Raw genomic sequence first — 21,986 nt, 5'->3', positions numbered from 1 at the left:
CGAGTCGACCTCAGCTCAGCATCGCGCGCAGTGGCAGCGACCAGAAACGCTCGCGCACCACCGCGTCGGAGAAACGCTGCTGCAGGTGCGCCTGCAGGCGTTCGCGCAGCGCCGGCAGATCGCGGTTCTGTGCCTGGCGGTGCAGCGCGCCGGCCAGGGCGGCGGCATCGCCGAGCGGAAACAGCTCGCCGGCGCCCTGCACCACCTCGCGACCACCGCCGCAGTCGGTGCCGATCACCGGCACGCCGGCGGCCATGGCCTCCAGCAACACCATGCCGAAAGGCTCGTGGTCGGAGCTCAGGGCGAACAGGTCGAAGGCCTTGAAGTAGCGTCGACCGCCGGCCACCTGGCCGAGAAAACGCACGCTTTCAGTCACGCCCAGCTCGGCGGCGAGGTGCTTGAGCGAAGCCTCCAGCTTGCCGCTGCCCATGATCGCCAGCAGGCTGCCGGCGGGCAGCTGCGGTAGGGCCTGGGCGAAGCCGCGGATCAGGGTGGCCTGGTCCTTGTCCGGGTGCAGGCGACCGACATTGCCCACCACCCAGGCGCCCTGCGGCAGGCCCAGATGCGCGCGGGCCGCCTCGCGGGAGACCTGCTCGGCCTGCACGGCAGCGATGTCGATACGGTTGTACAGCGTCTCGATGCGCTCGCCCGGCCAGCCCGGCAGGCAGCCGCGCATATCGTCGCGCACCGCGTCGGATACCCCGAGCAGCGCCAGGCGCTTGCGGAAAAGATTGGCGAACAGCTGGCGGGTACGGCGCTTGTAGTCACCAAAGGCATGGTGCACGCCGATCACCGGCAGCTGGCTGCCGAGCAAAGCGACGTAGATAGGCTTGAAGCGGTGGGCGATGCAGACGGCGAAGTCGCGCGACGCGGCGATGCGCCGAAAGTCGGCGATGGCCTTGAGCTTCAGGCCCCGCACCTGGCGACTGGAATAGTCGAGGAAGATCACCTCGTCGGAGGCCGAACCGGCCTCGACCTCGGCGCTCGGCGCACCGGTCAGGTAGACGGTGCAGACCTTGTAACGCGTACCGGCAAACAGCGCGGCGTACTGCCGCGCGCAATCGAGGAAGGGGCCGTCATAGCCATGGCAGAACTGCAGTATCCACTGCTGCCCGGCCCCCATGACCTCAGATGTTGTCATACCAGTCCTTGCCGTCCTTGACCACGAGGATGTCTTCCATGATCAGGTACTGCAGGTCGGAGCCGTAGAACATATTCAGCGCGTCGGTCGGCGAGCAGATCATCGGCTCGCCGCGGCGGTTGAGCGAGGTGTTCAGCGAGACGCCGTTGCCGGTGAGTTTCTCCAGCTCCAGCATCAGGTCATACCAGCGCGGATTGAAGCGGCGCTCCAGCACCTGGGCGCGCGAGGTGCCGTCCTCGTGCACCACTTCGCCGACGCGCTCCTTCCACTCCTCGTTGACCTCGAAGGTGAAGGTCATGAACGGGCTCGGGTGGTCGACCTTGAGCATCTTCGGTGCCACGGTGTCGAGCATCGACGGGCAGAAGGGTCTCCAGCGCTCGCGGAACTTGATCTGCTCGTTGATGCGGTCGGCCACGCCCGGTACGCTCGGGCAGCCGATGATCGAACGGCCGCCGAGGGCGCGCGGACCGAACTCCATGCGGCCCTGGAACCAGGCCACCGGGTTGCCGTCGACCATGATCCTGGCGATGCGCTCGGGGGTATTGTCGATGCGCTTGAACACCGGCTTGCTCGGGTGGCGGGCACAGGCGGCGATCACGTCTTCGTTGGAGTAGGACGGGCCGAGGTAGACGTGCTCCATCTTCTCCACCGGCACGCCGCGCTGGTGCGAGACGTAAGCCGCAGCGCCGACCGAGGTACCGGCATCGCCGGAAGCGGGCTGCACAAACAGCTCCTTCACGTCGTCGCGGGCGATGATCTTCTGGTTCAGCTTGACGTTCAGCGCGCAGCCGCCGGCGAAGGCGATCTTGCCGGTTTCCTTGAGGATGTCGCCGAGGTAGTACTCCATCATCTCCAGCGCCAGCTTCTCGAACAGCGCCTGCATGCTGGCGGCGTAGTGGATGTAGGGGTCGTCGGCGATGTCGCCCTGGCGCTTGGGCCCCAGCCACTCGATCAGCTTGGGCGAGAAGTAGTAGCCCTTGCCGTTTTCCTTGTAGCGACGGAAACCGATGACGTTGGCGTAGTCGGTGTTGATGATCAGCTCGCCGTTCTCGAACTTGGCCAGGCGCGAGAAATCGTACTTGGCCGCATCACCGTAGGGCGCCATGCCCATGACCTTGAACTCGCCGTCGAGCATCTCGAAGCCGAGGAACTCGGTGATCGCGCCGTACAGGCCGCCGAGCGAATCCGGATCGTAGAACTCCTTGATCTTGTGGATCTTGCCGTTCTCGCCCCAACCGAAGAAGGTGGTGGCGTACTCGCCCTTGCCGTCGATGCCGAGGATCGCGGTCTTTTCCTTGAAGCCCGAGCAGTGGTAGGCGCTGGCGGCGTGGGCCAGGTGGTGCTCGACCGGCTCGATCTTGACCTTCTTCAGGTCGAAGCCGAGCTGCTCCAGGCACCACTGGATCTTCTTGTGGTAGCGCTTGTAGCGGCGGTTGCCCATCAGGATCGCGTCGAGCGAGCGGTCCGGTGCGTACCAGTAACGCTTGGCGTAGTGCCAGCGGGCCTTGCCGAACAGGCTGATGGGGGCGAAGGGAATGGCCACCACATCGACGTCGGAGGGCTTGATCCCGGCCTGTTCCAGGCAGAACTTGGCGGACTCGTAGGGCATGCGGTTCTTCGCATGCTTGTCGCGCACGAAGCGCTCTTCCTCGACCGCCGCGATCAGCTTGCCGTCGATGTACAGGGCGGCGGACGGGTCATGGCTGAGCGCGCCGGACAGGCCGAGAATGGTCAATGCCACGGGAAAGCCTCTTTGCAGCTACGGGCGGACGATGCCGCCGGGACAGGTGGATGGGCGAAACTGTCGTTCACCCGAACAAAGCCGGGGATTATAGCGACAGACACCCGCCACGGGTATCGCCGGGTGCCGACCGCGCGGTCGCGTCAAAGACGCGGCAGGCGCGCGTCCAGCAGGCGGTGCAGGGCGGAGTCCGCCGGCCAGTTGCGCAGGAAGCGCGCGCGGTCGCGGGCGTAGGCACGGGCGAAGCCGCTCGGCCCGGCGTGCTGGTGCATGGCGTCGAGGTCGATCAGGCTCCAGCGGCCCTGGTCCCAGAACAGGTTGTGCCCCTTGAAGTCACCGTGGCTGATGCGCTCGCGGATCAGCGCGGCGAACAGCCGGTCCAGCGCCACCAGCTCGGCTTCCGGCGGGCAGCCATCGACATGCGGCGTGAAGCGTGCGATCAGGTCCTCGCCACCACAGTAGTCGGTCACCAGGTAGGCACGGCCGCGCAGCCAGCACCAGCGCCGCTCGAGCACCGCTAGCGGGCGGGGCGTGGCGATACCCAGCAGCTCCAGGCGATTACCCTCGACCCAGCTGTGCCAGGCCCGGCTGGGGCGCCAGAAACGCTTGAGCCAGTGCAGCCAGCTTTTGATGTTGTAGCGCTTGACCACCAGCGGCCGGCCATTCAGCTCGACACGGGCAACGGTGGCCGCGCCGCCGGTCTTGTAGATATGCCCGGCCTCGATGCGCGCGTCGATCTGGCCTAGCAGCGGCGCCAACTCGGCGTCCTGCTCGCGACGCACCACGCGCAGGCCAAAGGCACCGATGCTGGCCGCGAACAGGCTGCAATCCCGGCCGACCTTCTTCAGGTAGTCGCGCAGGCGCCAGCGCCGCACCTTCGCCACTTCCTTGAGCAGCGCCTCCAGCGGCAGGGCATGTTCGCCATTGGCCAGCAGGTAGTGCACCAGCAGTTCCTCGGTGAACGGCTCGAGTTCGGCCGGCAACTGGGCGAAGAACACCCCGAGGTTCTCCAGCACGCGCTGGCGCGACAGCGGCTGGCCGGCCGTCTCGACCTGCACACCGCCGCCATCGATCAGGAACAGGCGGCCGGCATGCCGCAGCAGGTTGTCCAGGTGCAGGTCGGCCTGCCACAGCCCCCTGGCATGCAGCTGGCCGATGGCATTCAGCGCCTCGCCCAGCACCGCCTGCTGCGCGTCGGACAGCAGCACCTCGCGCTCGACCGCACGCCAGGCATCCCACAGGCTCTCGGCGCCATCCAGATAGTCGAACAGCAGCCAGCCGCCCTGCCCGACCACGAAGCCCTCGGCCAGCAGCTCGGGCGTGCACAGCCCCTGCTCGGCCAGCAGGCGCGCACCGCTCAGCTCGCGCTGGAAATGCCGCTCGGCCTTGCCGCCAACCAGCAGCTTGGCCAGCACCGCGCGGCCGCGCCAGCGGGCCAGGCCAACATAGCGCTGCCCCGGCAGCACCCGCAGCAGGCGCTCCAGCACCAGCGGCTCGCCGTTCAGTGCCAGCTGCAGAGGTAGTTCCGGCGCGCGCCCGGCAAGCTGCAGATCAGCCAGCAGCATCAGCGCGACTCCTTGTGCCGGCGGCGCGCGCCCAGGCGCTGGCTCCAGCGCTCGATATCGCCCGCCTCGCCCAGGTAGGCGGCCAGCAACTGGCGCACCTCGGCCTCGCTCCAGACGCTGGCGCGGCGCAGCAGCGGCTCCAGGTCCCTGATCCGGTCGCGCTCGCCGAGCAGCAGCGGACGGGTCTTCTCCAGGTCGATCAGCTGCGCCGCGAAGCCCTCGCCCTGCTCTTTCAGGAAGATGTGCTTGGGGTAGAAGCAGCCGTGCACTTGGCCCGCCGCATGCAGCCGCCGCGCCAGCGTGCCACAGGCGTGCGGGATGGCCGCGCGGCGGGCGCCGTCCAGCTGCGCCCAGCCCTGCAGCCAGTGATCCAGGTCCTGCCAGCCGTCCAGCGCGCGGGTCAGCAGGATGGCGCGGCGCTCACCGGGCAGTCGCCGCTCGGCGAAGAAGGCCGCCTGCAGCGCCGGAATGCCCAGCGCGACATAGCGGCGAATATTGCGGAATTCGCGGGCGAAAGTCGGCTCGCCCAGCGGGCGCAGCAGACTGTGGGTCAGGTGGTTGCTCTGGCGCTTGAGGTAATAGGCCGCCTCGCCCAGGTCGAGGCGATAGACGCTGCTCCAGCCACCGCGCTCGGTGTTGGGTTCGTCCACCGCTTCCAGTTGCAGCGCCCACAGCGCGTCGTAATCGGCCAGTCCGTGGCGTTCGAGGATGGCGCGATCCTCGGCGGCGATGAAATCGCTCATTCCCTGCCCTCGAAGAATTTCACTATCTGCCGCACGCGGCGCTTGTCGCCGCTGGAGAGGCGCTCGCGCCCACGGTACTGCAGGAAGAAGCGCAGACGCTGGCTGCGCGTCAGCACCTTGCTGGCGACCTTGTCCAGGCAGGCGAGGTCCTTGATCACCCGGTAGCGCAGGAACGGCCCCCACCAGAAGCTGCCGGTCGGGCAGTCGATGAGGAACAGCTGGGCCTGCTCATTGACCAGCAGGTTGCGCCACTTCAGGTCGTTGTGGGCGAAATGATGGTCGTGCAGGGCGCGGGTCGCCCGAGCCAGCTGGCGGCTGATGCCATCCACCCAGCCGGCGTCGCGCAGGCGCTCGTCACCTTGCTTGGCCATCAGCGCCAGGTCGCGGGTGTGCTCCAGCTCGCGGGTGATCAGGGCGCCACGCACGAAGGCGCCGCCCTTGCGCTCCAGGCCGTAGCCGACGATGGGCGCAGTGGGAATGCCCCACTTGGCGAAATTCTTCAGGTTCTGCCACTCGGCCTTGACCCGTGGCCGGCCGATGTAGCGGCGCAGGCCCTTGCCGGCGCCCCAGTAGCGCTTGACGTAGTAGCGCACGCCGTCGCGCTCGATGAGGATCACTTCGGACAGCGGGTCGCGGGTCAGGCGTTTGCCTTCCAGGGCGAACACGCTGCCCAGGTCACCAAACTCCGCACGCAACCCGGCGTAGGCCGGGTCCAGGTACCAGCCGGCCATCAGAGCGCATCCCCGTAGCGCTGCTTGCGCGCGTACAGCTTGTCCGCCTTGCGTTCCAGCCAGGCCAGCAGCCGCGCCTCGTCGCGCAGGATGTCGCGCAGCGGGCGTTGGAAGTAGGTGCGCAGGAAGCGCAGCTTGTCGCGGCGCGTCAGGCCGATGTCCAGGGCGGAGAAATACAGCGCGGCCAGGTCCTTGTTGCGCCAGCGCAGGGGGACGGCGCTGCGTACCTGGGCGCGGTGTAGGTCGATCACCGAGAGGCGGAAATCGTCCGCCGTTACCGGTTTGTCGGTGTGCAGCAGGAAGTGGCAGATATAGCAGTCGCGGTGATTGACCCCGGCCCGGTGCATGGCGCCGACCATCGTCGCCACTTCGGCGATCAGCGCGCGCTTGAGGCGCGGCTCAGGCGGCTGCTGGGCCCAGTTCAGGGTCAGCTGCTCCAGGTCGGTGGTCGGCGCCAGTTCCTCGGTGACGATAAAGGAGTGCTGCGCCGCCGGATTGCTGCCGCGCTCGCCATAGGCCACGGCGGTCATGGTCGGCACGCCGGCCTCGGTCAGGCGCTGGATCGCCCGCCATTCCTGGCCGGCACCGAGCACCGGCAGCTTGGCACTGAGCAGGTTCTTGACGATCTCGCCCCAGCCGATGCCGCGGTGGATCTTGACGAAGTAGCCACGCCCGTCGACCTCGGTGCGCAGCGTGCGGCGCCCCTCCAGCTCGCGGTAGACCTGGCCCTGCAGGGCCTCCACGGCGACGAAGGCATCCTGTCCGGCCCACAGGCCCTTGAACGGCTCGGCAAGCATCAGTTTCATGCGCGCTCCGCCAGGATCACGTCAGCCGCGCGCTGCGGCATGGAATAGAGGTCGGCCGAGTCGGCGAAGGCCAGACCATTGGCGCCCCACTTGGCGCGCGCCGCGTCGTCGCCAAGCATCTCGGCGAGCATGCGGTTGAACACCTCCTGCTCGAACGGCGTCGGCACCACGCGCCCGGCCTCGGCTTCGGCGATGTAGTGGGCATAGCCGCAGACTGCGCTGACCAGCACCGGCAAGCCGGAGACCAGCGCCTCCAGCAGCACGGTACCGGTGTTCTCGTTGTAGGCCGGATGAACCAGCAGATCGGCGCCAAGCAGGAAGCGCGGAATATCGCTGCGCCCCTTGAGAATCTGCACCTGATCGGACAGCCCCAGCGCCTTGACCTGCACCAGGAAGGGCTTGGGGTCGTCCTGGCCGATGGCGATCAGGCGGGTGCGTTTCTTCAGCTCGCGCGGCAGCGCGGCCAGGGCCTTGAGGCTGCGGTCCAGGCCCTTGGTCTTGAAGCCGGAGCCGATCTGCACCAGCAGCAGGTCGTCGTCGGTCAGCTGGAACTCGCGGCGGAACTCGGCGCGGATCTCGCCGGCATTGGCCGGCGCGCGGCGATCGGCGGCGATGCCCGGCGGCAGCAGGTGGAAGCGCGCCTCAGGCGTGGCGTAATGCTTGATGAACAGCGGCTGCTGTACTTCGGAAATCATCAGGATTTCGGTCTTCGACTCGGGGGCGAACACCGCCCGCTCGTAGTCGGCGAAATGCTTGTAGCGGCCCCAGCGCTTGTAGATCGGCGCGCGCAGGGTCTGCGCCTTGTCCTCGTAGCAGCCGTCGGCGGCGTAGTAGACGTCGAGGCCCGGCATCTTGTTGAAGCCCACCACCCGATCCACCGGGTCGCGCGCCAGGTCGGCGGCCAGCCAGGCGCTGAACTTCTCGTTGCGATGATGGTTGAAGAACGCCTTGATCGGCGCCACCCGCACATCGAAACCGGCGGGCACTTCGCCCTCCCAGATCGGCGTGTAGACGCGGATGGCATGACCGCGCGCCTGGCACTCCAGGGCGATGCGCATGAAATCGCGCTGCAGGCCGCCGAACGGGAAGTATTTGTAGAGCACGAAGGCCAGCTGCATCACACCGCCTCCTGCTGCGCCAGCAGCATGGCGTTCAGCGCATCGCCGACGCGCTGGGCATCTAGGCCGTCGAAGCAGGGCTTGTGGCGGTCACCCTGGCCGGCACCCGGCCCGGTCGCGCACAGGTGCACCTGGCCGCGCCCATAGGCACCGACCTTGCCCGGCAGGGTCGGGCCGTAGAGGGAGATGGTCGGCACGTCGAGCGCCGCCGCCATGTGGCCGAGGCCGGTGTCCACGGCGACGCAAGCGGTGGCGCCGGCGATCACCTTGGCCACGCCAGCCAGATTCAGCTTGGGCAGCACGGCAGCGTTGTCGATGCCGGCGACGATGCGCTGGGCGCGCTCACGCTCGCTCTCGTTGCCCCAGGGCAGGCGGATGGCCCAGCCCTGCGCCGCCATGCGTTCGGCCAGGGCGCGCCAGTCGGCCTCCGGCCAGTGCTTGCTGGCCCAGGTGGTGCCATGCAGGAACAGCAGGTAGGGCTGGGCGGACGCATCGGCCATGGCCGCGCGATCCAGACCGTAGTCGCCGATCTGCTGCGGCAGCTCGTAGCCCAGGGCCTGGGCGAACAACTGGCGGGTGCGCTCCAGGGCGTGCTGCTCCTTGGGCACTGCATAGAGGCGATCATAGAAGCGGCAGGCCAGCGGCTCGCGCGCCGAGTCGCGGTCCAGGCCGGCCACCGGCGCCTTGCTGTAACGGGTCAGCACGGCACTCTTGAACAGGCCCTGGGCATCGATCACCAGGTCGTAGTCGACCTCGCCCAGGCGCTGCTTGAAGCGTTTCCACTCGCCGCTTTTCCAGGTCTGCAGCAGGTGTTTGCGCCAGCGGCGGATGGCCACCGGGATCACCTGGGCCACGGCCGGGTGCCAGGCGGGAATCTCGGCGAAGCCCTCCTCCACCACCCAGTCGAACTGGATGCCGGGGATGGCTCGCGCCGCGTCGGTGAGCGCCGGCAGGGTGTGGATCACGTCGCCCAGCGAAGAAGTCTTGATCAGCAGAACCCGCAAGCTATTGCACCTCGACCGGGTCGGCGACCAGGCGCTGCAGCGCCTCGATCACCGGGCGCGGCTTGAGCTCGCGCAGGCAGTTGTAGTGGCCGAAGCGGCAGGTACGCTCGAAGCAGGGGCTGCAGTCCAGGCCCAGGCGCACGATCTCCACCCGGTCCGCCAGCGGCGGGGTGAACTGCGGCGAAGTGGAGCCGTAGACCGCCACCAGCGGACGATTCAGCGCGGCGGCCACATGCATCAGGCCGGAGTCGTTGGACACCACGGCGCCGGCGGCGGAGAGCAGGTCAATGGCCTCGGCCAGGCTGGTCTCGCCGGCCAGGTTGACGCTTTCCTCACGCAGCCCCGGAATCAGGCGCTCGCGGATCGCCTCGCAGCCGGGGTGGTCGTTCTTCGAGCCGAACATCCATACCTGCCAGCCGGCGCGGATCTTGATTTCGGCGACCTTGGCGTAGTGCTCCGCCGGCCAGCGCTTGGCCTCGCCGAACTCGGCACCGGGGCACAGGGCCAGCACCGGGCGGTCCAGGCTCAGGCCGAACTTGGCCAGGGCGGCGGCGCGGCTGGCCTCGTCGATCTGCAAGCGCGGCTGCGGGTAGGGCTTGGGAATCTCGGCATTCGGCCCATAGGCCAGCGCCATAAAGCGCTCGATCATCAGCGGCAGGCGCTCCTTGTCGAGCTTGCGGATGTCGTTGAGCAGGCCATAGCGCATCTCGCCCTTCCAGCCGGTGCGCTTGGGCACCTTGGCAAAGAACGGCACCAGCGCGGATTTCAGCGAGTTGGGCAGCAGGATAGCCTGATCGTACTGGCCGGCCAGCGACTGGCCGATGCGCCGGCGGGTGGCGAGGTCGAGCACGCCATGGCCGAGCGGGAAGCTCAGCGCCGCGCGCACTTCGGGCATGCGTTCGAGGATCGGCCGGCTCCATTCGGGCGCCAGCACGTCGATCTCGCAGCCGGGGTGGCGCTGCTTGAGGCAGACGAACAGGGTCTGCGCCATCACCATGTCACCGACCCAACTGGGCCCCACGATCAGAATCTTCATGCTCGTTCCAGAAATGCGCGGGGAGGCACGTGGCCTCCCCTATCAGGCTTCAGCGTCCGCTCACTTGACCAGCGTGCGCCACTCGGCGTGGGCGCTGGTCTTGCCGGTGACCAGGTCGAAGTAGGCCTTCTGCAGCTTCTCGGTGACCGGGCCGCGGCGGCCGGCGCCGATCTGGCGGCCATCCACTTCGCGGATCGGCGTGACTTCGGCGGCGGTGCCGGTGAAGAAGGCCTCGTCGGCGATGTACACCTCGTCGCGGGTGATGCGCTTCTCCACCACCTTGATGCCGTGCTCGGCAGCCAGGGTGAGGATGGTGCTGCGCGTGATGCCGTTCAGGCAGGAGGTCACTTCCGGGGTGTACACCACGCCGTCCTTGACCAGGAAGATGTTCTCGCCGGAGCCCTCGGCCACGTAGCCTTCCGGGTCCAGCAGCATGGCCTCGTCGGCGCCGCCGGAAATGGCTTCCTGCAGGGCCAGCATCGAGTTGATGTAGTTGCCGTTGGCCTTGGCGCGGGTCATGGAGATGTTGACGTGGTGGCGGGTGTAGGAGCTGGTGCGCACCTTGATGCCGGTCTGCAGCGCTTCCTCGCCCATGTAGGCGCCCCAGTTCCAGGCCGCGACTATCACATGCACCTTCAGGCCCGAGGCACGCAGTCCCATGCCTTCGCTGCCGAAGAACACCATCGGACGCAGGTAGGCGCTTTCCAGGCCGTTCTCGCGCACCGCGGCGCGCTGCGCCTCGTTAATCTCTTCCTTGGAGAAGGGGATCTGCATGTTGAAGATGTGCGCCGAATCGAACAGGCGGTCGGTGTGCGCCTGCAGGCGGAAGATGGCGGTGCCGTCCGGGGTGTTGTAGGCGCGCACGCCCTCGAACACGCCCATGCCGTAGTGCAGGGTGTGGGTCAGTACGTGGGTAGTGGCGTCGCGCCACGGCACCAGCTCGCCGTCGTACCAGATCACGCCATCACGGTCGGACATCGACATCGTTGCCACTCCTCAGTGTTCGTTTCGTTCAAATCCGGGGTTCAGCTCAGGCCCAGCGCGCGCCACAGGCGCATGACGCTGCGGCGTTCGGCGGCGAACTGGTCGCCGCCGACCTTGCCCGGCTGCTTCTGCAACGCCTGCCGGTGGGCGGCGGAGCGATAGGCCTTGTAGGCCTCCTGCAGCAGCTCGACGTCCGCGGCGGGCAGCAGCCCGGCATCGCGCAGGCCGTCGAGAATGCGGATGTTGTCGGTGTAGCGATGCAGCTCGGGATGCCGCCCTGACCACGCCAGGGCCGCGTATTGCACCATAAATTCGATATCGACGATACCACCGGCGTCCTGCTTCAGATCGAAGGAGGCCGCGGCGTCGAAGGCGTTTTCCGCGGTGCCGGCGGCGGTCGCCGGGGTGCCCAGGTTGTCGCGCATCTTGGCGCGCATCTCGCTGACTTCCGCCTGCAGCTTGGCCAGGTCGCGCTCGCGTTCGAGGATCAATCCACGCACCCGCTCGAAGCCTGCGGCCACCCGGCCGCAGCCAGCCAGCACACGGGCGCGCACCAGGGCCTGGTGCTCCCAGGTCCAGGCCTCGCTCTCCTGGTAGCGCTGGAAGGCGCCGAGCGAGCTGACCAACAGGCCCGCCGCCCCCGAGGGCCGCAGGCGCATATCCACCTCGTAGAGCTGGCCGGAGGTGGTCTGGGTGGTCAGCAGGTGGATGATGCGCTGGCCCAGGCGGGCGAAGAACTGCGCGCCGTCGATCGGTTTGGCGCCGTCGGTCTCGGCCTGCGAGTCGCCGTCGTGGATAAACACCAGATCGAGATCGGAACCGTGGCCCAGCTCCAGGCCACCAACCTTACCGTAGCCGACGATAATGAAGTCCGGGTCGCACAGGCTGCCGTCGGCGCGGCGCGGGTTGCCGTACTTGGCCACGGTCTGGCGCCAGGCCAGGGCCAGCACCTGGTCGAGTATGGCCTCGGCCAGCCAGGTCAGATAGTCCGAGACCTTCATCAGCGGCAATGTGCCGGCGATCTCCGAGGCGGCCACGCGCAGGCCGTGGGCCAGCTTGAAGTGGCGCAGGGCCTCCATCTGCTGCTCCAGATCGTCCTCGGGAATGCGCGTCAGGCGTTCGCGCAGCTCGGCCGCCAGCTCCGGCGCCAGCGGCGGCTTGAACAGGCGGCCCTCGTTGAGCAGCTCGTCGAGCAGCAGCGGGAAGCGGGTGATCTGCTCGGCGATCCACGGGCTGGCCGCGCACAGCGTCATCAGCCGCTGCAGGGCGCCGGGATTCTCGGTGAGCAGCACCAGGTAGGCCGAGCGCCGCGCCACCGCCTCCACCAGCGGCAGCACGCGTTCGAGCACCAGGTCCGGATCGGCGTGCTCCACCGCCTGCGCCAGCAGGCGCGGGACGAAGGCGTCCAGGCGCTCGCGCCCGAGGCGCTGCATGGTGCGCACCTGGCTGCCGCCACGCAGGTCGATCAGCCGTTTGAGGGCGGCCGCCGGCTCGGCAAAACCGGCCTCGGCCAGCTGGCGCTCGGCCATCTCCGGCTCCAGCGCCTCCTCCCACAGCGGCAGCCACTCGCCGCCGATGCAACTCTCGGCCTCACTACCTTCCTCCTCGTCCGGGTCGGCAATGACCTGGCGGAAGTGCCACTCGATGCGTCCGCGCCAGTGCATCAGGCGCTCGTGGAAGCTCGCCCAGTCGGCGAAGCCCATGATGCAGGCCACCCGGGCGCGGTCGGTGTCGCTGTCCGGCAGCATCTGCGTCTGGCGGTCGGCGATGGCCTGCAGGGCATGCTCGGTGTAGCGCAGGAAGCGATAGCCCTGCTGCATCTCGGCGACCACCGCCGGCGGCAGGTAACCCTGGCCCTCCAGGGTTTCCAGCACCTTGAGCAGCGGCCGCTGCTGCAGGCTGAGATCGCGCCCGCCATGGATCAGCTGGAAGGCCTGGGCGATGAACTCCACCTCGCGGATGCCGCCGGAGCCGAGCTTGACGTTGTCGCTCATGCCCTTGCGCCGCACTTCCTGCTGGATCAGCTGCTTCATGGCGCGCAGCGCCTCGATGGCGGAGAAGTCCAGGTAGCGCCGGTAGACGAAGGGCCGCAGCATCTCCAGCAGCTGCCGGCCGGCGGCCTGGTCGCCACCGACCACGCGCGCCTTGATCATGGCGTAGCGCTCCCAGTCGCGGCCCTGGTCCTGGTAGTACTGCTCCAGGGCGTTGAAGCTGAGCACCAGGGCGCCGGCCGAGCCATAGGGGCGCAGGCGCATGTCGACGCGGAACACGAAGCCGTCGACGGTGATGGCGTCCAGCGCCTTGATCAGCCGCTGTCCCAGGCGGGTGAAGAACTCCTGGTTATCCAGCGCGCGCTTGACCCCCTCGGTCTCGCCACCCTCGGGGTAACCGAAGATCAGGTCGATGTCCGACGACAGGTTCAGCTCATGGGCGCCGAGCTTGCCCATGCCGAGGATCACCAGGTGCTGCGGCTGGCCGCTGCGGCGGCCGATCGGCGTGCCGAACTGTTCGCAGTGGCGCGGGTAGAGCCACTGGTAGGCGCCGTCGATGCAGGCATCGGCCAGGTCGGAAAGGTCGCCACAGGTCTCGCCCAGGTCGGCCAGGCGGGTCAGGTCGCGCCAGATGATGCGCAGCTGCTGGCGGTTGCGGAAGCGACGCAGGCGCCGGCCCAGCTCGTCCTCGTCGGCGCAGTCCTGCAGCAGGTCCTGCAACTGCGCGCGCAGCTCGCCGGCGGCGAAGCGTCGCTCCAGCTCGCCACTCGCCCCCAGCGCCGGCAGCAACCCGGGATCACGCACGGCCTGCTCGAAGACGAAGTCGCTGAGCGCGCAGAGCCGCCGCAACGCCTCCGCGCGCGGCGCCGGCCAGTCGGCGGGCAGCAGCGTGGCGGCGCGCTCGGCGAGGGCTTGCAGGGGGGCCGGCAGGGCGGCCAGTGGCGGCAGGCTCATGGTCTATCCTTGGGGACGGGTAGCCCGCCCCGAATCCACCCAGGCGCCACTGCCCTTCCAGAGAAAACTGTAGTTTTACTACTAAAGAATGTGTCCCGGACTCTACAGGCGCCATCGAAATGTAGTAAAACTACAAAAGCGACCATGAGCACCCTGGTCGACCACGACTTCACGTAGCCCGCCCAAAAAGCGTGCACGAGCCCAGGCCTCCGATTCTGGAAGCCTTTCCGCCCTGGAGCAAGCCATGCAAGACCTCGATCCCGTCGAAACCCAGGAATGGCTGGACGCCCTCGAGTCCGTCCTCGACAAGGAGGGCGAGAAACGCGCCCACTACCTGCTGACCCGCATGGGTGAACTGGCCACCCGCAGTGGCACCCAGCTGCCCTATGCGATCACCACGCCCTACCGCAACACCATCCCGGTCGGCCATGAGGCACGCATGCCCGGCGACCTGTTCATGGAGCGGCGGATCCGCTCGCTGGTGCGCTGGAACGCGCTGGCCATGGTGATGCGCACCAACCTGCAGGACCCCGACCTGGGCGGTCACATCTCCAGCTTCGCCTCCAGCGCGACGCTCTACGACATCGGCTTCAACTACTTCTTCCAGGCCCCGACCGAAGAACACGGCGGCGACCTGATCTTCTTCCAGGGCCACGCCAGCCCCGGCATCTACGCCCGCGCCTTCCTCGAAGGGCGCATCAGCGAAGAGCAGATGAACAACTTCCGTCGCGAAGTCGACGGCAAGGGCCTGTCCTCCTACCCGCACCCCTGGCTGATGCCGGACTTCTGGCAGTTCCCCACCGTGTCCATGGGCCTCGGCCCGATCCAGGCGATCTACCAGGCGCGCTTCATGAAGTACCTGGAAAGCCGCGGCTTCATCCCCGCCGGCAAGCAGAAGGTCTGGTGCTTCATGGGCGACGGCGAGTGCGACGAGCCGGAATCCCTCGGCGCCATCTCCCTGGCCGGCCGCGAGAAGCTGGACAACCTGATCTTCGTCATCAACTGCAACCTGCAACGCCTGGACGGCCCGGTGCGCGGCAACGGCAAGATCATCCAGGAACTGGAAGGCGTGTTCCGCGGCGCCGAATGGAACGTCAACAAGGTGGTCTGGGGCCGCTTCTGGGACCCGCTGCTGGCCAAGGACAAGGACGGCATCCTGCAACGCCGTATGGACGAGGTGATCGACGGCGAGTACCAGAACTACAAGGCCAAGGACGGGGCCTACGTGCGCGAGCACTTCTTCAACAGCCCCGAGCTGAAGGAGATGGTCAAGGACCTCTCCGACCAGGAAATCTGGAACCTCAACCGCGGCGGCCACGACCCGTACAAGATGTACGCGGCCTACCACCAGGCGGTGAACCACAAGGGCCAGCCGACCGTGGTCCTGGCCAAGACCATCAAGGGCTACGGTACCGGTGCCGGCGAGGCGAAGAACACCGCGCACAACACCAAGAAAGTCGATATCGACAGCCTGAAGAAATTCCGCGACCGCTTCGACATCCCGGTCAAGGACGACGAGCTGGAGAGCCTGCCCTTCGTCAAGGCCGAGCCGGGCAGCCCGGAATACAAGTACCTGCACGAGCGCCGCGCGGCCCTCGGCGGCTTCGTGCCGCAGCGCCGCACGCAGAGCTTCAGCATCCCGACCCCGCCGCTGGACACCCTCAAGGCCATCCTCGACGGCACCGGCGACCGCGACATCTCCACCACCATGGCCTTCGTGCGCATCCTCTCGCAGCTGGTCAAGGACAAGGACCTGGGCGCGCGCATCGTGCCCATCGTGCCGGACGAAGCGCGTACCTTCGGTATGGAAGGCATGTTCCGCCAGCTCGGCATCTACTCCTCGGTCGGCCAGCTGTACGAGCCGGTCGACAAGGATCAGGTGATGTTCTACCGCGAGGACAAGAAGGGCCAGATCCTCGAGGAAGGCATCAACGAGGCCGGCGCCATGTCCAGCTGGATCGCCGCCGGTACTTCCTACTCCACGCACAACCAGCCGATGCTGCCGTTCTACATCTTCTACTCGATGTTCGGCTTCCAGCGTATCGGCGACCTGGCCTGGGCCGCCGGCGACAGCCGCGCCCGTGGCTTCCTGATCGGTGGTACCGCCGGCCGCACCACGCTGAACGGCGAAGGCCTGCAGCACGAGGACGGCCACAGCCACATCATGGCCGCGACCATCCCCAACTGCCGCACCTACGACCCGACCTACGGCTACGAGCTGGCGGTGATCATCCGCCACGGCATCAAGGAGATGATCGAGCAGCAGCAGAACGTCTTCTACTACATCACAGTGATGAACGAGTCCTACCAGCAGCCGGCCCTGCCGGCCGGTACCGAGGAAGGCATCATCAAGGGCATGTACCTGCTCGAAGAGGACAAGAAGGAGGCCGCCCACCACGTGCAGCTGCTGGGCTCCGGCACCATCCTGCGCGAAGTGCGCGAGGCGGCGAAGATCCTGCGCGACGAGTTCAACATCGGCTCGGACGTGTGGAGCGTCACCAGCTTCAACGAACTGCGCCGCGACGGCCTGGCCGTGGAGCGCTGGAACCGCCTGCACCCGGGGCAGAAGCCCAAGCAGGCGTTCATCCAGGAATGCCTCACCGGGCGCAAGGGCCCGGTGGTCGCCTCGACCGACTACATGAAGCTGTTCGCCGAGCAGGTGCGCCAGTGGGTGCCCAGCAAGGAGTACAAGGTGCTCGGCACCGACGGCTTCGGCCGCAGCGACAGCCGCAAGAAGCTGCGTCACTTCTTCGAGGTGGACCGTTACTGGGTGGTCCTGGCCGCGCTGGAAGCGCTGGTCGACCGTGGCGAGATCGAAGCCAAGGTGCTGGCCGATGCCATCGCCAAGTTCGGCATCGACCCTGAAAAAGCCAATCCCCTGGACTGCTAAGGAGCGTAGCGATGAGTGAGTTGATTCGCGTACCCGACCTCGGCGGTGAAGGCGAGGTCATTGAACTGCTGGTCAAGGTCGGCGACCGCGTCGAGGCCGAGCAGAGCATCCTGACCCTGGAGTCCGACAAGGCCTCCATGGAAGTCCCTGTGCCCAAGGCCGGGGTGATCAAGGAACTGAAGGTCAAGCTGGGCGACCGCCTCAAGGAAGGCGACGAGCTGCTGGTGCTGGAAGTCGAGGGCGCTACCCCGGCCGCCGAGCCCGCCGCGGCTGCCGTCGCGGCCGAGGCGCCCAAGGCCGCGGAAGCGGCGCCCGCTGCAGCGCCGGCAGCGGCCCCTGCCGCCGCCAGCGTGCAGGACGTGCACGTGCCGGACATCGGCACCAGTGGCAAGGTCAAGGTCATCGAGGTGCTGGTCAAAGCTGGCGATACCATCGAGGCCGACCAGTCGCTGATCACCCTGGAGTCGGACAAGGCCAGCATGGAAATCCCCGCGCCGGCCGCCGGCGTGGTGGAGGAAGTCGTGGTCAAGCTGGACGCCGAAGTCGGCACCGGCGACCTGATCCTCAAGCTGCGCGTGGCAGGCGGCGCCAATGAGGCTGCTGCAGCCCCCGCGGCCGCCCCGGCACCGGCAAGCGAGCCGGTGCATCGCACGCCGCCGGGCGCCAAGCCCGAGGTGGCCGCCGAGGTTGGCGCCATCGCCGCCCTGGCCGCCGCCGCTGCCGCCGTGACGCCGCCTGTGCGTGACGGCAGCAAGGTGCACGCCGGCCCGGCGGTACGCATGACCGCCCGCGAGTTCGGTGTCGACCTGGCCGCCGTGCCGGGCACCGGCCCGAAAGGCCGCATCCTCAAGGAAGACGTGCAGAACTACGTCAAGGCCATGCTGCAGAAGGCCAAGGACGCCCCGGCCGCCGGTGCCACCGGCGGTGCCGGCATCCCGCCGATCCCGGAAGTGGACTTCAGCAAGTTCGGCCCGGTGGAAGAAGTGCCGATGACCCGCCTGATGCAGGTCGGCGCCGCCAACCTGCACCGCAGCTGGCTCAACGTGCCGCACGTGACCCAGTTCGACAGCGCCGACATCACCGAGCTGGAAGCCTTCCGCGTGGCGCAGAAGGCGGTGGCGGAGAAGGCCGGGGTCAAGCTGACCGTGCTGCCGCTGCTGCTCAAGGCCTGCGCCCACCTGCTCAAGGAGCTGCCGGACTTCAACAGCTCGCTGGCCCCGTCCGGCAAGGCACTCATTCGCAAGGGCTATGTGCATATCGGCTTCGCCGTGGACACCCCGGATGGCCTGCTGGTCCCGGTGATCCGCGACGTCGACCAGAAGAGCCTGCTGCAGCTGGCCGCCGAGGCCGCCGAACTGGCGGAGAAGGCGCGCAGCAAGAAGCTGTCGGCGGACGCCATGCAGGGCGCCTGCTTCACCATCTCCAGCCTCGGCCATATCGGCGGCACCGGCTTCACGCCGATCGTCAACGCGCCGGAAGTGGCGATCCTCGGGGTGAGCAAGGCGACCATGCAGCCGGTGTGGGACGGCAAGGCCTTCCAGCCGCGCCTGATGCTGCCGCTGTCGCTGTCCTATGACCACCGGGTGATCAACGGCGCCGCCGCCGCGCGCTTCACCAAGCGTCTGGGCGACGTGCTGGGCGATATCCGCACCCTGCTGCTGTAACGAACCAAGCTGTGCTTTGGAGGCATCGACGCCTCTCCCCTTCGGCCCCGCCACCTGGCGGGGCTTTTTTATGCGGGCAGTGACACGCGACGATAATGGCCAAGTGCTAGCCTGTGCAGGTTACCGGAGGCCAGGTCATGCAGATCCGCGTCGTCGCACCGACAGCCGAGCAGCCGCAGTGGCGGCTCTACCTCAACCAGTACTTCATCGCCTGCAGCAGCGAGGAAGAGGCGCTGCGCCTGGCTCAGGAGGCCGCCCTGAACGACCACCGCCGCGGCCTGTTGCCGCTGCGCTGCGGCAGGCCGCTCAGTTCTTCTGCAGATTGCGAATCAGGAAGCTGATCGCCTTGGCCAGGTCCTCGGCGCCCTGGTGGTCGCGCAGCACGGTGATCCACGGGCTGCCGTCGGCCGGGCTGCTCAGCACGCAGGTGATGCCGCCGACCGGGCAGTCGTAGTGGATGTACGGATCGAGGCCGAACACCGACAGGCGCCGATTGCTCACCGCCAGGCTGTTGGCGTGCTCCGCGCGGGTTTCCTGGCGCACCAGCAGCTCGCCAGGGCCGGCGATGCTCAGCTGGTAGCGCAGGTCGCTGCGCTGCGCCGGGGCCTTGCCCAGCTGGTAGCCGGCACGCAGGGCGTAGGTGTCGAGCAGCGCGTTGCTGTGCGCCAGCAGCGCCTTGCGCTCGTCCTTGGTCAGATACAGCCGCTTGAGGTCGGCCAGGTAGCGTGCCTGCTCCTCTCCGCTCAGCTGGGCTTCGCTGGCCTGCGCCGGGGCGGCGCTGCCCAGGCTCAGCAACAACAGCAACCCGCTCAGTCTTCTTGTCAGTCCCAGCCGCATGATGCACCCTTGCTCGACGTTGGTAGATGTGACAGACCCTAGCCTGCCCCAGGCAGCATACTGGAAGCCAGTCGTTCGATGAAAAGCCATCCCGATGCCGCCAGCCGTTCGGCGGCCGAGGTTGTGACGCAGTTGCCGGTGCCGTCACGCCTGGGCATGTTGCGCTTCGAACGCATCAACGAACCCAGCTGGACCCTGCTGTTCCTCGACCCGGCCTGCGAGCGCCAGCTCGGCGTCAGCGCCGGCGAGCTCTGCGCCCTGCTCGACTCGCCCTACGCCAGCCTGATGGAACCCGAGGCGCGCTACCGCCTGCACGACGAGATCCAGCTGCAGCTGCTGAGCGCGGCGCACTACTCGGTGCGCTACCGCCTGCACACGCCCAATGGCGCCCTGCACCTGCTGGAGATCGGCGAACCCTTCCAGCAGCGCGGCCGCCAGCTGCTGCGCGGCTACCTGCTGGTCTGCACCGAGTCCGAGCAGGCCCTGGCCGAGGAGCGCCTGCAGGCGCTGGAGGAGCAGAACCACAAGCTCAAGACCTCCCTGGAGCTGTACCAGCACGCCCAGGAAGAGCACCTGCAGCACCTGATCCGCTCGCGCGCCCAGCAGAGCCTGATCGTGCGCCTGGCCCGGCATCGCTACAACGCCCTCGACCCGCTGCGCGAGGCCGCCGAGCTGATCACCCAGGCCGCCTGCGAAACCTACGGGGTCGCCCGTGCCAGCATCTGGCACCTGCGCGACGAGCGCCTGGAGCCGGTGGCCCTGTACCGCCGCGACATCGAGCGCCACGAGCTGCCGGCGCCCATCGATGCGCGCCAGTTCCCGCGCTACCTCGATGCCCTGCACAGCGGCCGCGCCATCGATGCGCACAACGCCCAGCGCGACTCGCGCACCAGCGAGCTGGCGCGCAGCTACCTCAAGCCACTGGGCATCGGTGCCATACTCGACGCCAGCATCCGCCTCGGCGGCGAGGTGGTCGGCGTGCTGTGCCTGGAGCACATCGGCCCGCCGCGCACCTGGCAGGCCGACGAGATCGCCTTCGCCGGTGAACTGGCCGACCAGTTCGCCCAGGTCATGAGCAACCAGCAGCGGCGCGACGCCACCAGCGCTCTGTTCCTGTTCCAGCGCGCCGTCGAGCAGAGCGCCAGCGCCTTCCTGCTGTTCGACCGCGACGGCCTGGTGCAGTACGTCAACCCCAGCTTCACCGCCATCACCCAGTACGGCGCCGAGGAAGTGCAGGGCCGGCGCATCTCCCAGCTGCCGGCGCTGGAGAACCTCGGCGACCTGCTGTTCGACGCCCAGGCCGGGCTGGCCGAGCGCAGCAGCTGGCAGGGCGAGCTGCGCAGCCGGCGCAAGAACCTGGAGCCCTACTGGGGCCAGCTGTCGATCTCCAAGGTGTACAACGACGACGGCGAGCTGACCCACTACATCGGCATCTACGAAGACATCACCCAGAGCAAGCTGGCCCAGCAGCGCATCGAGCGCCTGGCCTACAGTGACAACCTCACCGGCCTGGGCAACCGCCCCTACTTCATCCGCTGCCTGGAGGAGCGCTTCGCCCGCCGCGACGGCCAGGCCTTCAGCCTGCTGCTGGTGGACATCGACAACTTCAAGCGGATCAACGACAGCCTCGGCCACCAGACCGGCGACAAGCTGCTGGCCAACCTGGCCCGGCGCCTGCGCAACAGCCTCGGGCAGAACACCAGCCTGGCGCGCTTCGCCGGCAACGAGTTCGCCGTGCTGCTCGATGGCGCCGAGCCGGAGAGCAGCCTGCAACGCGCCCAGGAGCTGCTCGGCACCCTGGACAAGCCGCTGTTCGTCGACAACCAGCTGATTAGTGTCAGCGGCTCGGTCGGCCTGGCCTGCGCGCCGGCCCACGGCGACGATCCGCACCTGCTGATGAAGCACGCCGGCCTGGCCCTGCACAAGGCCAAGGCCAACGGCAAGCACCAGGTGCAGATGTTCACCGAGGCGCTCAACGCCGAGGCCAACTACAAGCTGTTCGTCGAGAACAACCTGCGCCGCGCCCTGACCCAGAACGAGCTGGAGGTCTACTACCAGCCCAAGCTGTGCCTGAAGAGCGGCCAACTGGTCGGCCTGGAGGCCCTGCTGCGCTGGCAGCACCCGGAGAAGGGCATGATCAGCCCGGAGCAGTTCATCAGCGTGGCCGAGGAGACCGGCCTGATCATCCCCATCGGCAAGTGGGTGGTACGCCAGGCCTGCCGCGCCAGCCTGGAACTGGCCGCGCTGGGCATGGGCCAGGTGCAGGTGGCGATCAACCTGTCGGCCAAGCAGTTCACCGACCCCGACCTGGTCGGCTCGATCGCCACCATCCTCGCCGAGGAGCAGCTGCCGGCCCACCTGCTGGAAGTGGAGCTGACCGAGAGCCTGCTGCTGGAAGGCAACGACGACACCCGCCAGCAGGTGGCACGCCTCAAGGCCCTGGGCCTGACCCTGGCGATGGACGACTTCGGCACCGGCTACTCCTCGCTGAGCTACCTGAAGAAGTTCCCCATCGACGTGATCAAGATCGACCGCAGCTTCATCAAGGACATCCCGGAGAATCAGGACGACATGGAGATCACCTCGGCGGTGATCGCCATGGCCCACAACCTCAAGCTCAAGGTGGTCGCCGAGGGCATCGAGACCGCCGCCCAGCTCGGTTTCCTCCGTCGCCAGCAGTGCGACGTCGGCCAGGGTTACCTGTTCGACCGGCCGATCCCTGGCCGCGAGCTGGTGCACAGCCTGCGCCGCTACCCCTGCCGCGGCGCCTGAGTTCTCCCC

General features: G+C 67.9%; 16 protein-coding genes. 4 read left to right on the top strand and 12 right to left on the bottom strand.

All coding sequences use genetic code 11. The features are described from left to right. Positions 1 to 10: 10 nt before the first annotated feature. The 11 genes from AAG092_RS14245 to glnE form a co-directional block, all read right to left on the bottom strand. Positions 11 to 1,141: a glycosyltransferase gene (locus AAG092_RS14245; RefSeq protein WP_373387182.1), complete on the bottom strand. Its 1,131-nt coding sequence runs from the start codon at positions 1,139 to 1,141 to the stop codon at positions 11 to 13. Beyond that, positions 1,128 to 2,882: a carbamoyltransferase gene (locus AAG092_RS14240; RefSeq protein WP_373387181.1), complete on the bottom strand. Its 1,755-nt coding sequence runs from the start codon at positions 2,880 to 2,882 to the stop codon at positions 1,128 to 1,130. Before AAG092_RS14240 ends, AAG092_RS14245 begins: the two co-directional genes overlap by 14 nt. 143 nt (positions 2,883 to 3,025) lie before the next feature. After that, positions 3,026 to 4,447, bottom strand: a complete 1,422-nt coding sequence (locus AAG092_RS14235; protein ID WP_373387180.1) for a lipopolysaccharide kinase InaA family protein — start codon at positions 4,445 to 4,447, stop codon at positions 3,026 to 3,028. Then, positions 4,447 to 5,190: a lipopolysaccharide kinase InaA family protein gene (locus AAG092_RS14230; protein ID WP_373387179.1), complete on the bottom strand. Its 744-nt coding sequence runs from the start codon at positions 5,188 to 5,190 to the stop codon at positions 4,447 to 4,449. The genes AAG092_RS14235 and AAG092_RS14230 overlap by 1 nt, the downstream gene beginning before the upstream one ends. Continuing rightward, on the bottom strand, positions 5,187 to 5,921 hold the full coding sequence (locus AAG092_RS14225; protein ID WP_373387178.1) for a lipopolysaccharide kinase InaA family protein: 735 nt from the start codon (positions 5,919 to 5,921) through the stop codon (positions 5,187 to 5,189). Before AAG092_RS14225 ends, AAG092_RS14230 begins: the two co-directional genes overlap by 4 nt. Then, entirely contained in the window at positions 5,921 to 6,727 is an 807-nt protein-coding gene (gene rfaP / locus AAG092_RS14220; RefSeq protein ID WP_373387177.1) for a lipopolysaccharide core heptose(I) kinase RfaP, read from the bottom strand. The genes AAG092_RS14225 and rfaP overlap by 1 nt, the downstream gene beginning before the upstream one ends. Next, the gene (locus tag AAG092_RS14215) at positions 6,724 to 7,845 is read right to left on the bottom strand and encodes a glycosyltransferase family 4 protein (RefSeq protein WP_373387176.1); all 1,122 of its coding nucleotides are present in this window, start codon (positions 7,843 to 7,845) and stop codon (positions 6,724 to 6,726) included. Before AAG092_RS14215 ends, rfaP begins: the two co-directional genes overlap by 4 nt. Then, entirely contained in the window at positions 7,845 to 8,849 is a 1,005-nt protein-coding gene (gene waaC, locus AAG092_RS14210; RefSeq protein WP_373387175.1) for a lipopolysaccharide heptosyltransferase I, read from the bottom strand. Before waaC ends, AAG092_RS14215 begins: the two co-directional genes overlap by 1 nt. A gap of 1 nt (position 8,850) precedes the next feature. Continuing rightward, a complete protein-coding gene (waaF, locus tag AAG092_RS14205; protein WP_373387174.1) occupies positions 8,851 to 9,885 on the bottom strand; it encodes a lipopolysaccharide heptosyltransferase II in 1,035 nt (344 codons plus the stop codon). A 60-nt stretch (positions 9,886 to 9,945) separates the two neighbouring features. Beyond that, positions 9,946 to 10,869 (bottom strand): branched-chain amino acid transaminase, encoded by a 924-nt coding sequence (locus AAG092_RS14200; RefSeq protein ID WP_373387173.1) that lies wholly within the window; start codon positions 10,867 to 10,869, stop codon positions 9,946 to 9,948. A 41-nt stretch (positions 10,870 to 10,910) separates the two neighbouring features. Continuing rightward, positions 10,911 to 13,814 carry a bifunctional [glutamate--ammonia ligase]-adenylyl-L-tyrosine phosphorylase/[glutamate--ammonia-ligase] adenylyltransferase gene (glnE, locus tag AAG092_RS14195; protein WP_373387172.1) on the bottom strand — a complete coding sequence of 968 codons (2,904 nt, stop codon included), beginning with the start codon at positions 13,812 to 13,814 and terminating at the stop codon, positions 10,911 to 10,913. Positions 13,815 to 14,058: 244 nt separating this feature from the next. On the opposite strand from glnE, the gene aceE reads away from it, so the two are divergent. From aceE to AAG092_RS14180, 3 genes are all read left to right on the top strand, one after another. Then, positions 14,059 to 16,704 (top strand): pyruvate dehydrogenase (acetyl-transferring), homodimeric type, encoded by a 2,646-nt coding sequence (gene aceE / locus AAG092_RS14190; protein ID WP_110680666.1) that lies wholly within the window; start codon positions 14,059 to 14,061, stop codon positions 16,702 to 16,704. Between the two features lie 11 nt (positions 16,705 to 16,715). Next, positions 16,716 to 18,368 (top strand): dihydrolipoyllysine-residue acetyltransferase, encoded by a 1,653-nt coding sequence (gene aceF / locus AAG092_RS14185; RefSeq protein WP_373387171.1) that lies wholly within the window; start codon positions 16,716 to 16,718, stop codon positions 18,366 to 18,368. A gap of 137 nt (positions 18,369 to 18,505) precedes the next feature. Next, a complete protein-coding gene (locus AAG092_RS14180) occupies positions 18,506 to 18,709 on the top strand; it encodes a hypothetical protein (RefSeq protein ID WP_373387170.1) in 204 nt (67 codons plus the stop codon). Here the strand turns inward: AAG092_RS14180 and AAG092_RS14175 are convergent. Continuing rightward, a complete protein-coding gene (locus AAG092_RS14175) occupies positions 18,675 to 19,205 on the bottom strand; it encodes a hypothetical protein (protein WP_110680663.1) in 531 nt (176 codons plus the stop codon). The two genes, AAG092_RS14180 and AAG092_RS14175, sit on opposite strands and share 35 nt — an antisense overlap. Before the next feature lie 78 nt (positions 19,206 to 19,283). On the opposite strand from AAG092_RS14175, the gene AAG092_RS14170 reads away from it, so the two are divergent. Continuing rightward, positions 19,284 to 21,977 (top strand): EAL domain-containing protein, encoded by a 2,694-nt coding sequence (locus tag AAG092_RS14170; protein WP_373387169.1) that lies wholly within the window; start codon positions 19,284 to 19,286, stop codon positions 21,975 to 21,977. Positions 21,978 to 21,986: the final 9 nt, after the last annotated feature.

Origin of the sequence: Pseudomonas alcaligenes, assembly GCF_041729615.1 — a bacterium.
GTDB classification, from domain to species: domain Bacteria; phylum Pseudomonadota; class Gammaproteobacteria; order Pseudomonadales; family Pseudomonadaceae; genus Aquipseudomonas; species Aquipseudomonas alcaligenes_B.
The sequence above is the reverse complement of the archived record's forward strand: the minus strand, read 5'-3'. Positions and strand labels throughout refer to the sequence as shown.

What these genes read in the sequence shown, in the direction of transcription:
- waaF (WP_373387174.1), bottom strand. Translation starts at nt 9,885, where the DNA reads ATGAAGATTCTGATCGTGGGGCCCAGTTGGGTCGGTGACATGGTGATG.
- aceF (WP_373387171.1), top strand. Translation starts at nt 16,716, where the DNA reads ATGAGTGAGTTGATTCGCGTACCCGACCTCGGCGGTGAAGGCGAGGTC.
- AAG092_RS14170 (WP_373387169.1), top strand. Translation starts at nt 19,284, where the DNA reads ATGAAAAGCCATCCCGATGCCGCCAGCCGTTCGGCGGCCGAGGTTGTG.
- AAG092_RS14175 (WP_110680663.1), bottom strand. Translation starts at nt 19,205, where the DNA reads ATGCGGCTGGGACTGACAAGAAGACTGAGCGGGTTGCTGTTGTTGCTG.
- rfaP (WP_373387177.1), bottom strand. Translation starts at nt 6,727, where the DNA reads ATGAAACTGATGCTTGCCGAGCCGTTCAAGGGCCTGTGGGCCGGACAG.
- AAG092_RS14245 (WP_373387182.1), bottom strand. Translation starts at nt 1,141, where the DNA reads ATGACAACATCTGAGGTCATGGGGGCCGGGCAGCAGTGGATACTGCAG.
- AAG092_RS14225 (WP_373387178.1), bottom strand. Translation starts at nt 5,921, where the DNA reads ATGGCCGGCTGGTACCTGGACCCGGCCTACGCCGGGTTGCGTGCGGAG.
- AAG092_RS14180 (WP_373387170.1), top strand. Translation starts at nt 18,506, where the DNA reads ATGCAGATCCGCGTCGTCGCACCGACAGCCGAGCAGCCGCAGTGGCGG.
- AAG092_RS14230 (WP_373387179.1), bottom strand. Translation starts at nt 5,190, where the DNA reads ATGAGCGATTTCATCGCCGCCGAGGATCGCGCCATCCTCGAACGCCAC.
- AAG092_RS14200 (WP_373387173.1), bottom strand. Translation starts at nt 10,869, where the DNA reads ATGTCGATGTCCGACCGTGATGGCGTGATCTGGTACGACGGCGAGCTG.
- AAG092_RS14235 (WP_373387180.1), bottom strand. Translation starts at nt 4,447, where the DNA reads ATGCTGCTGGCTGATCTGCAGCTTGCCGGGCGCGCGCCGGAACTACCT.
- glnE (WP_373387172.1), bottom strand. Translation starts at nt 13,814, where the DNA reads ATGAGCCTGCCGCCACTGGCCGCCCTGCCGGCCCCCCTGCAAGCCCTC.
- aceE (WP_110680666.1), top strand. Translation starts at nt 14,059, where the DNA reads ATGCAAGACCTCGATCCCGTCGAAACCCAGGAATGGCTGGACGCCCTC.
- AAG092_RS14215 (WP_373387176.1), bottom strand. Translation starts at nt 7,845, where the DNA reads ATGCAGCTGGCCTTCGTGCTCTACAAATACTTCCCGTTCGGCGGCCTG.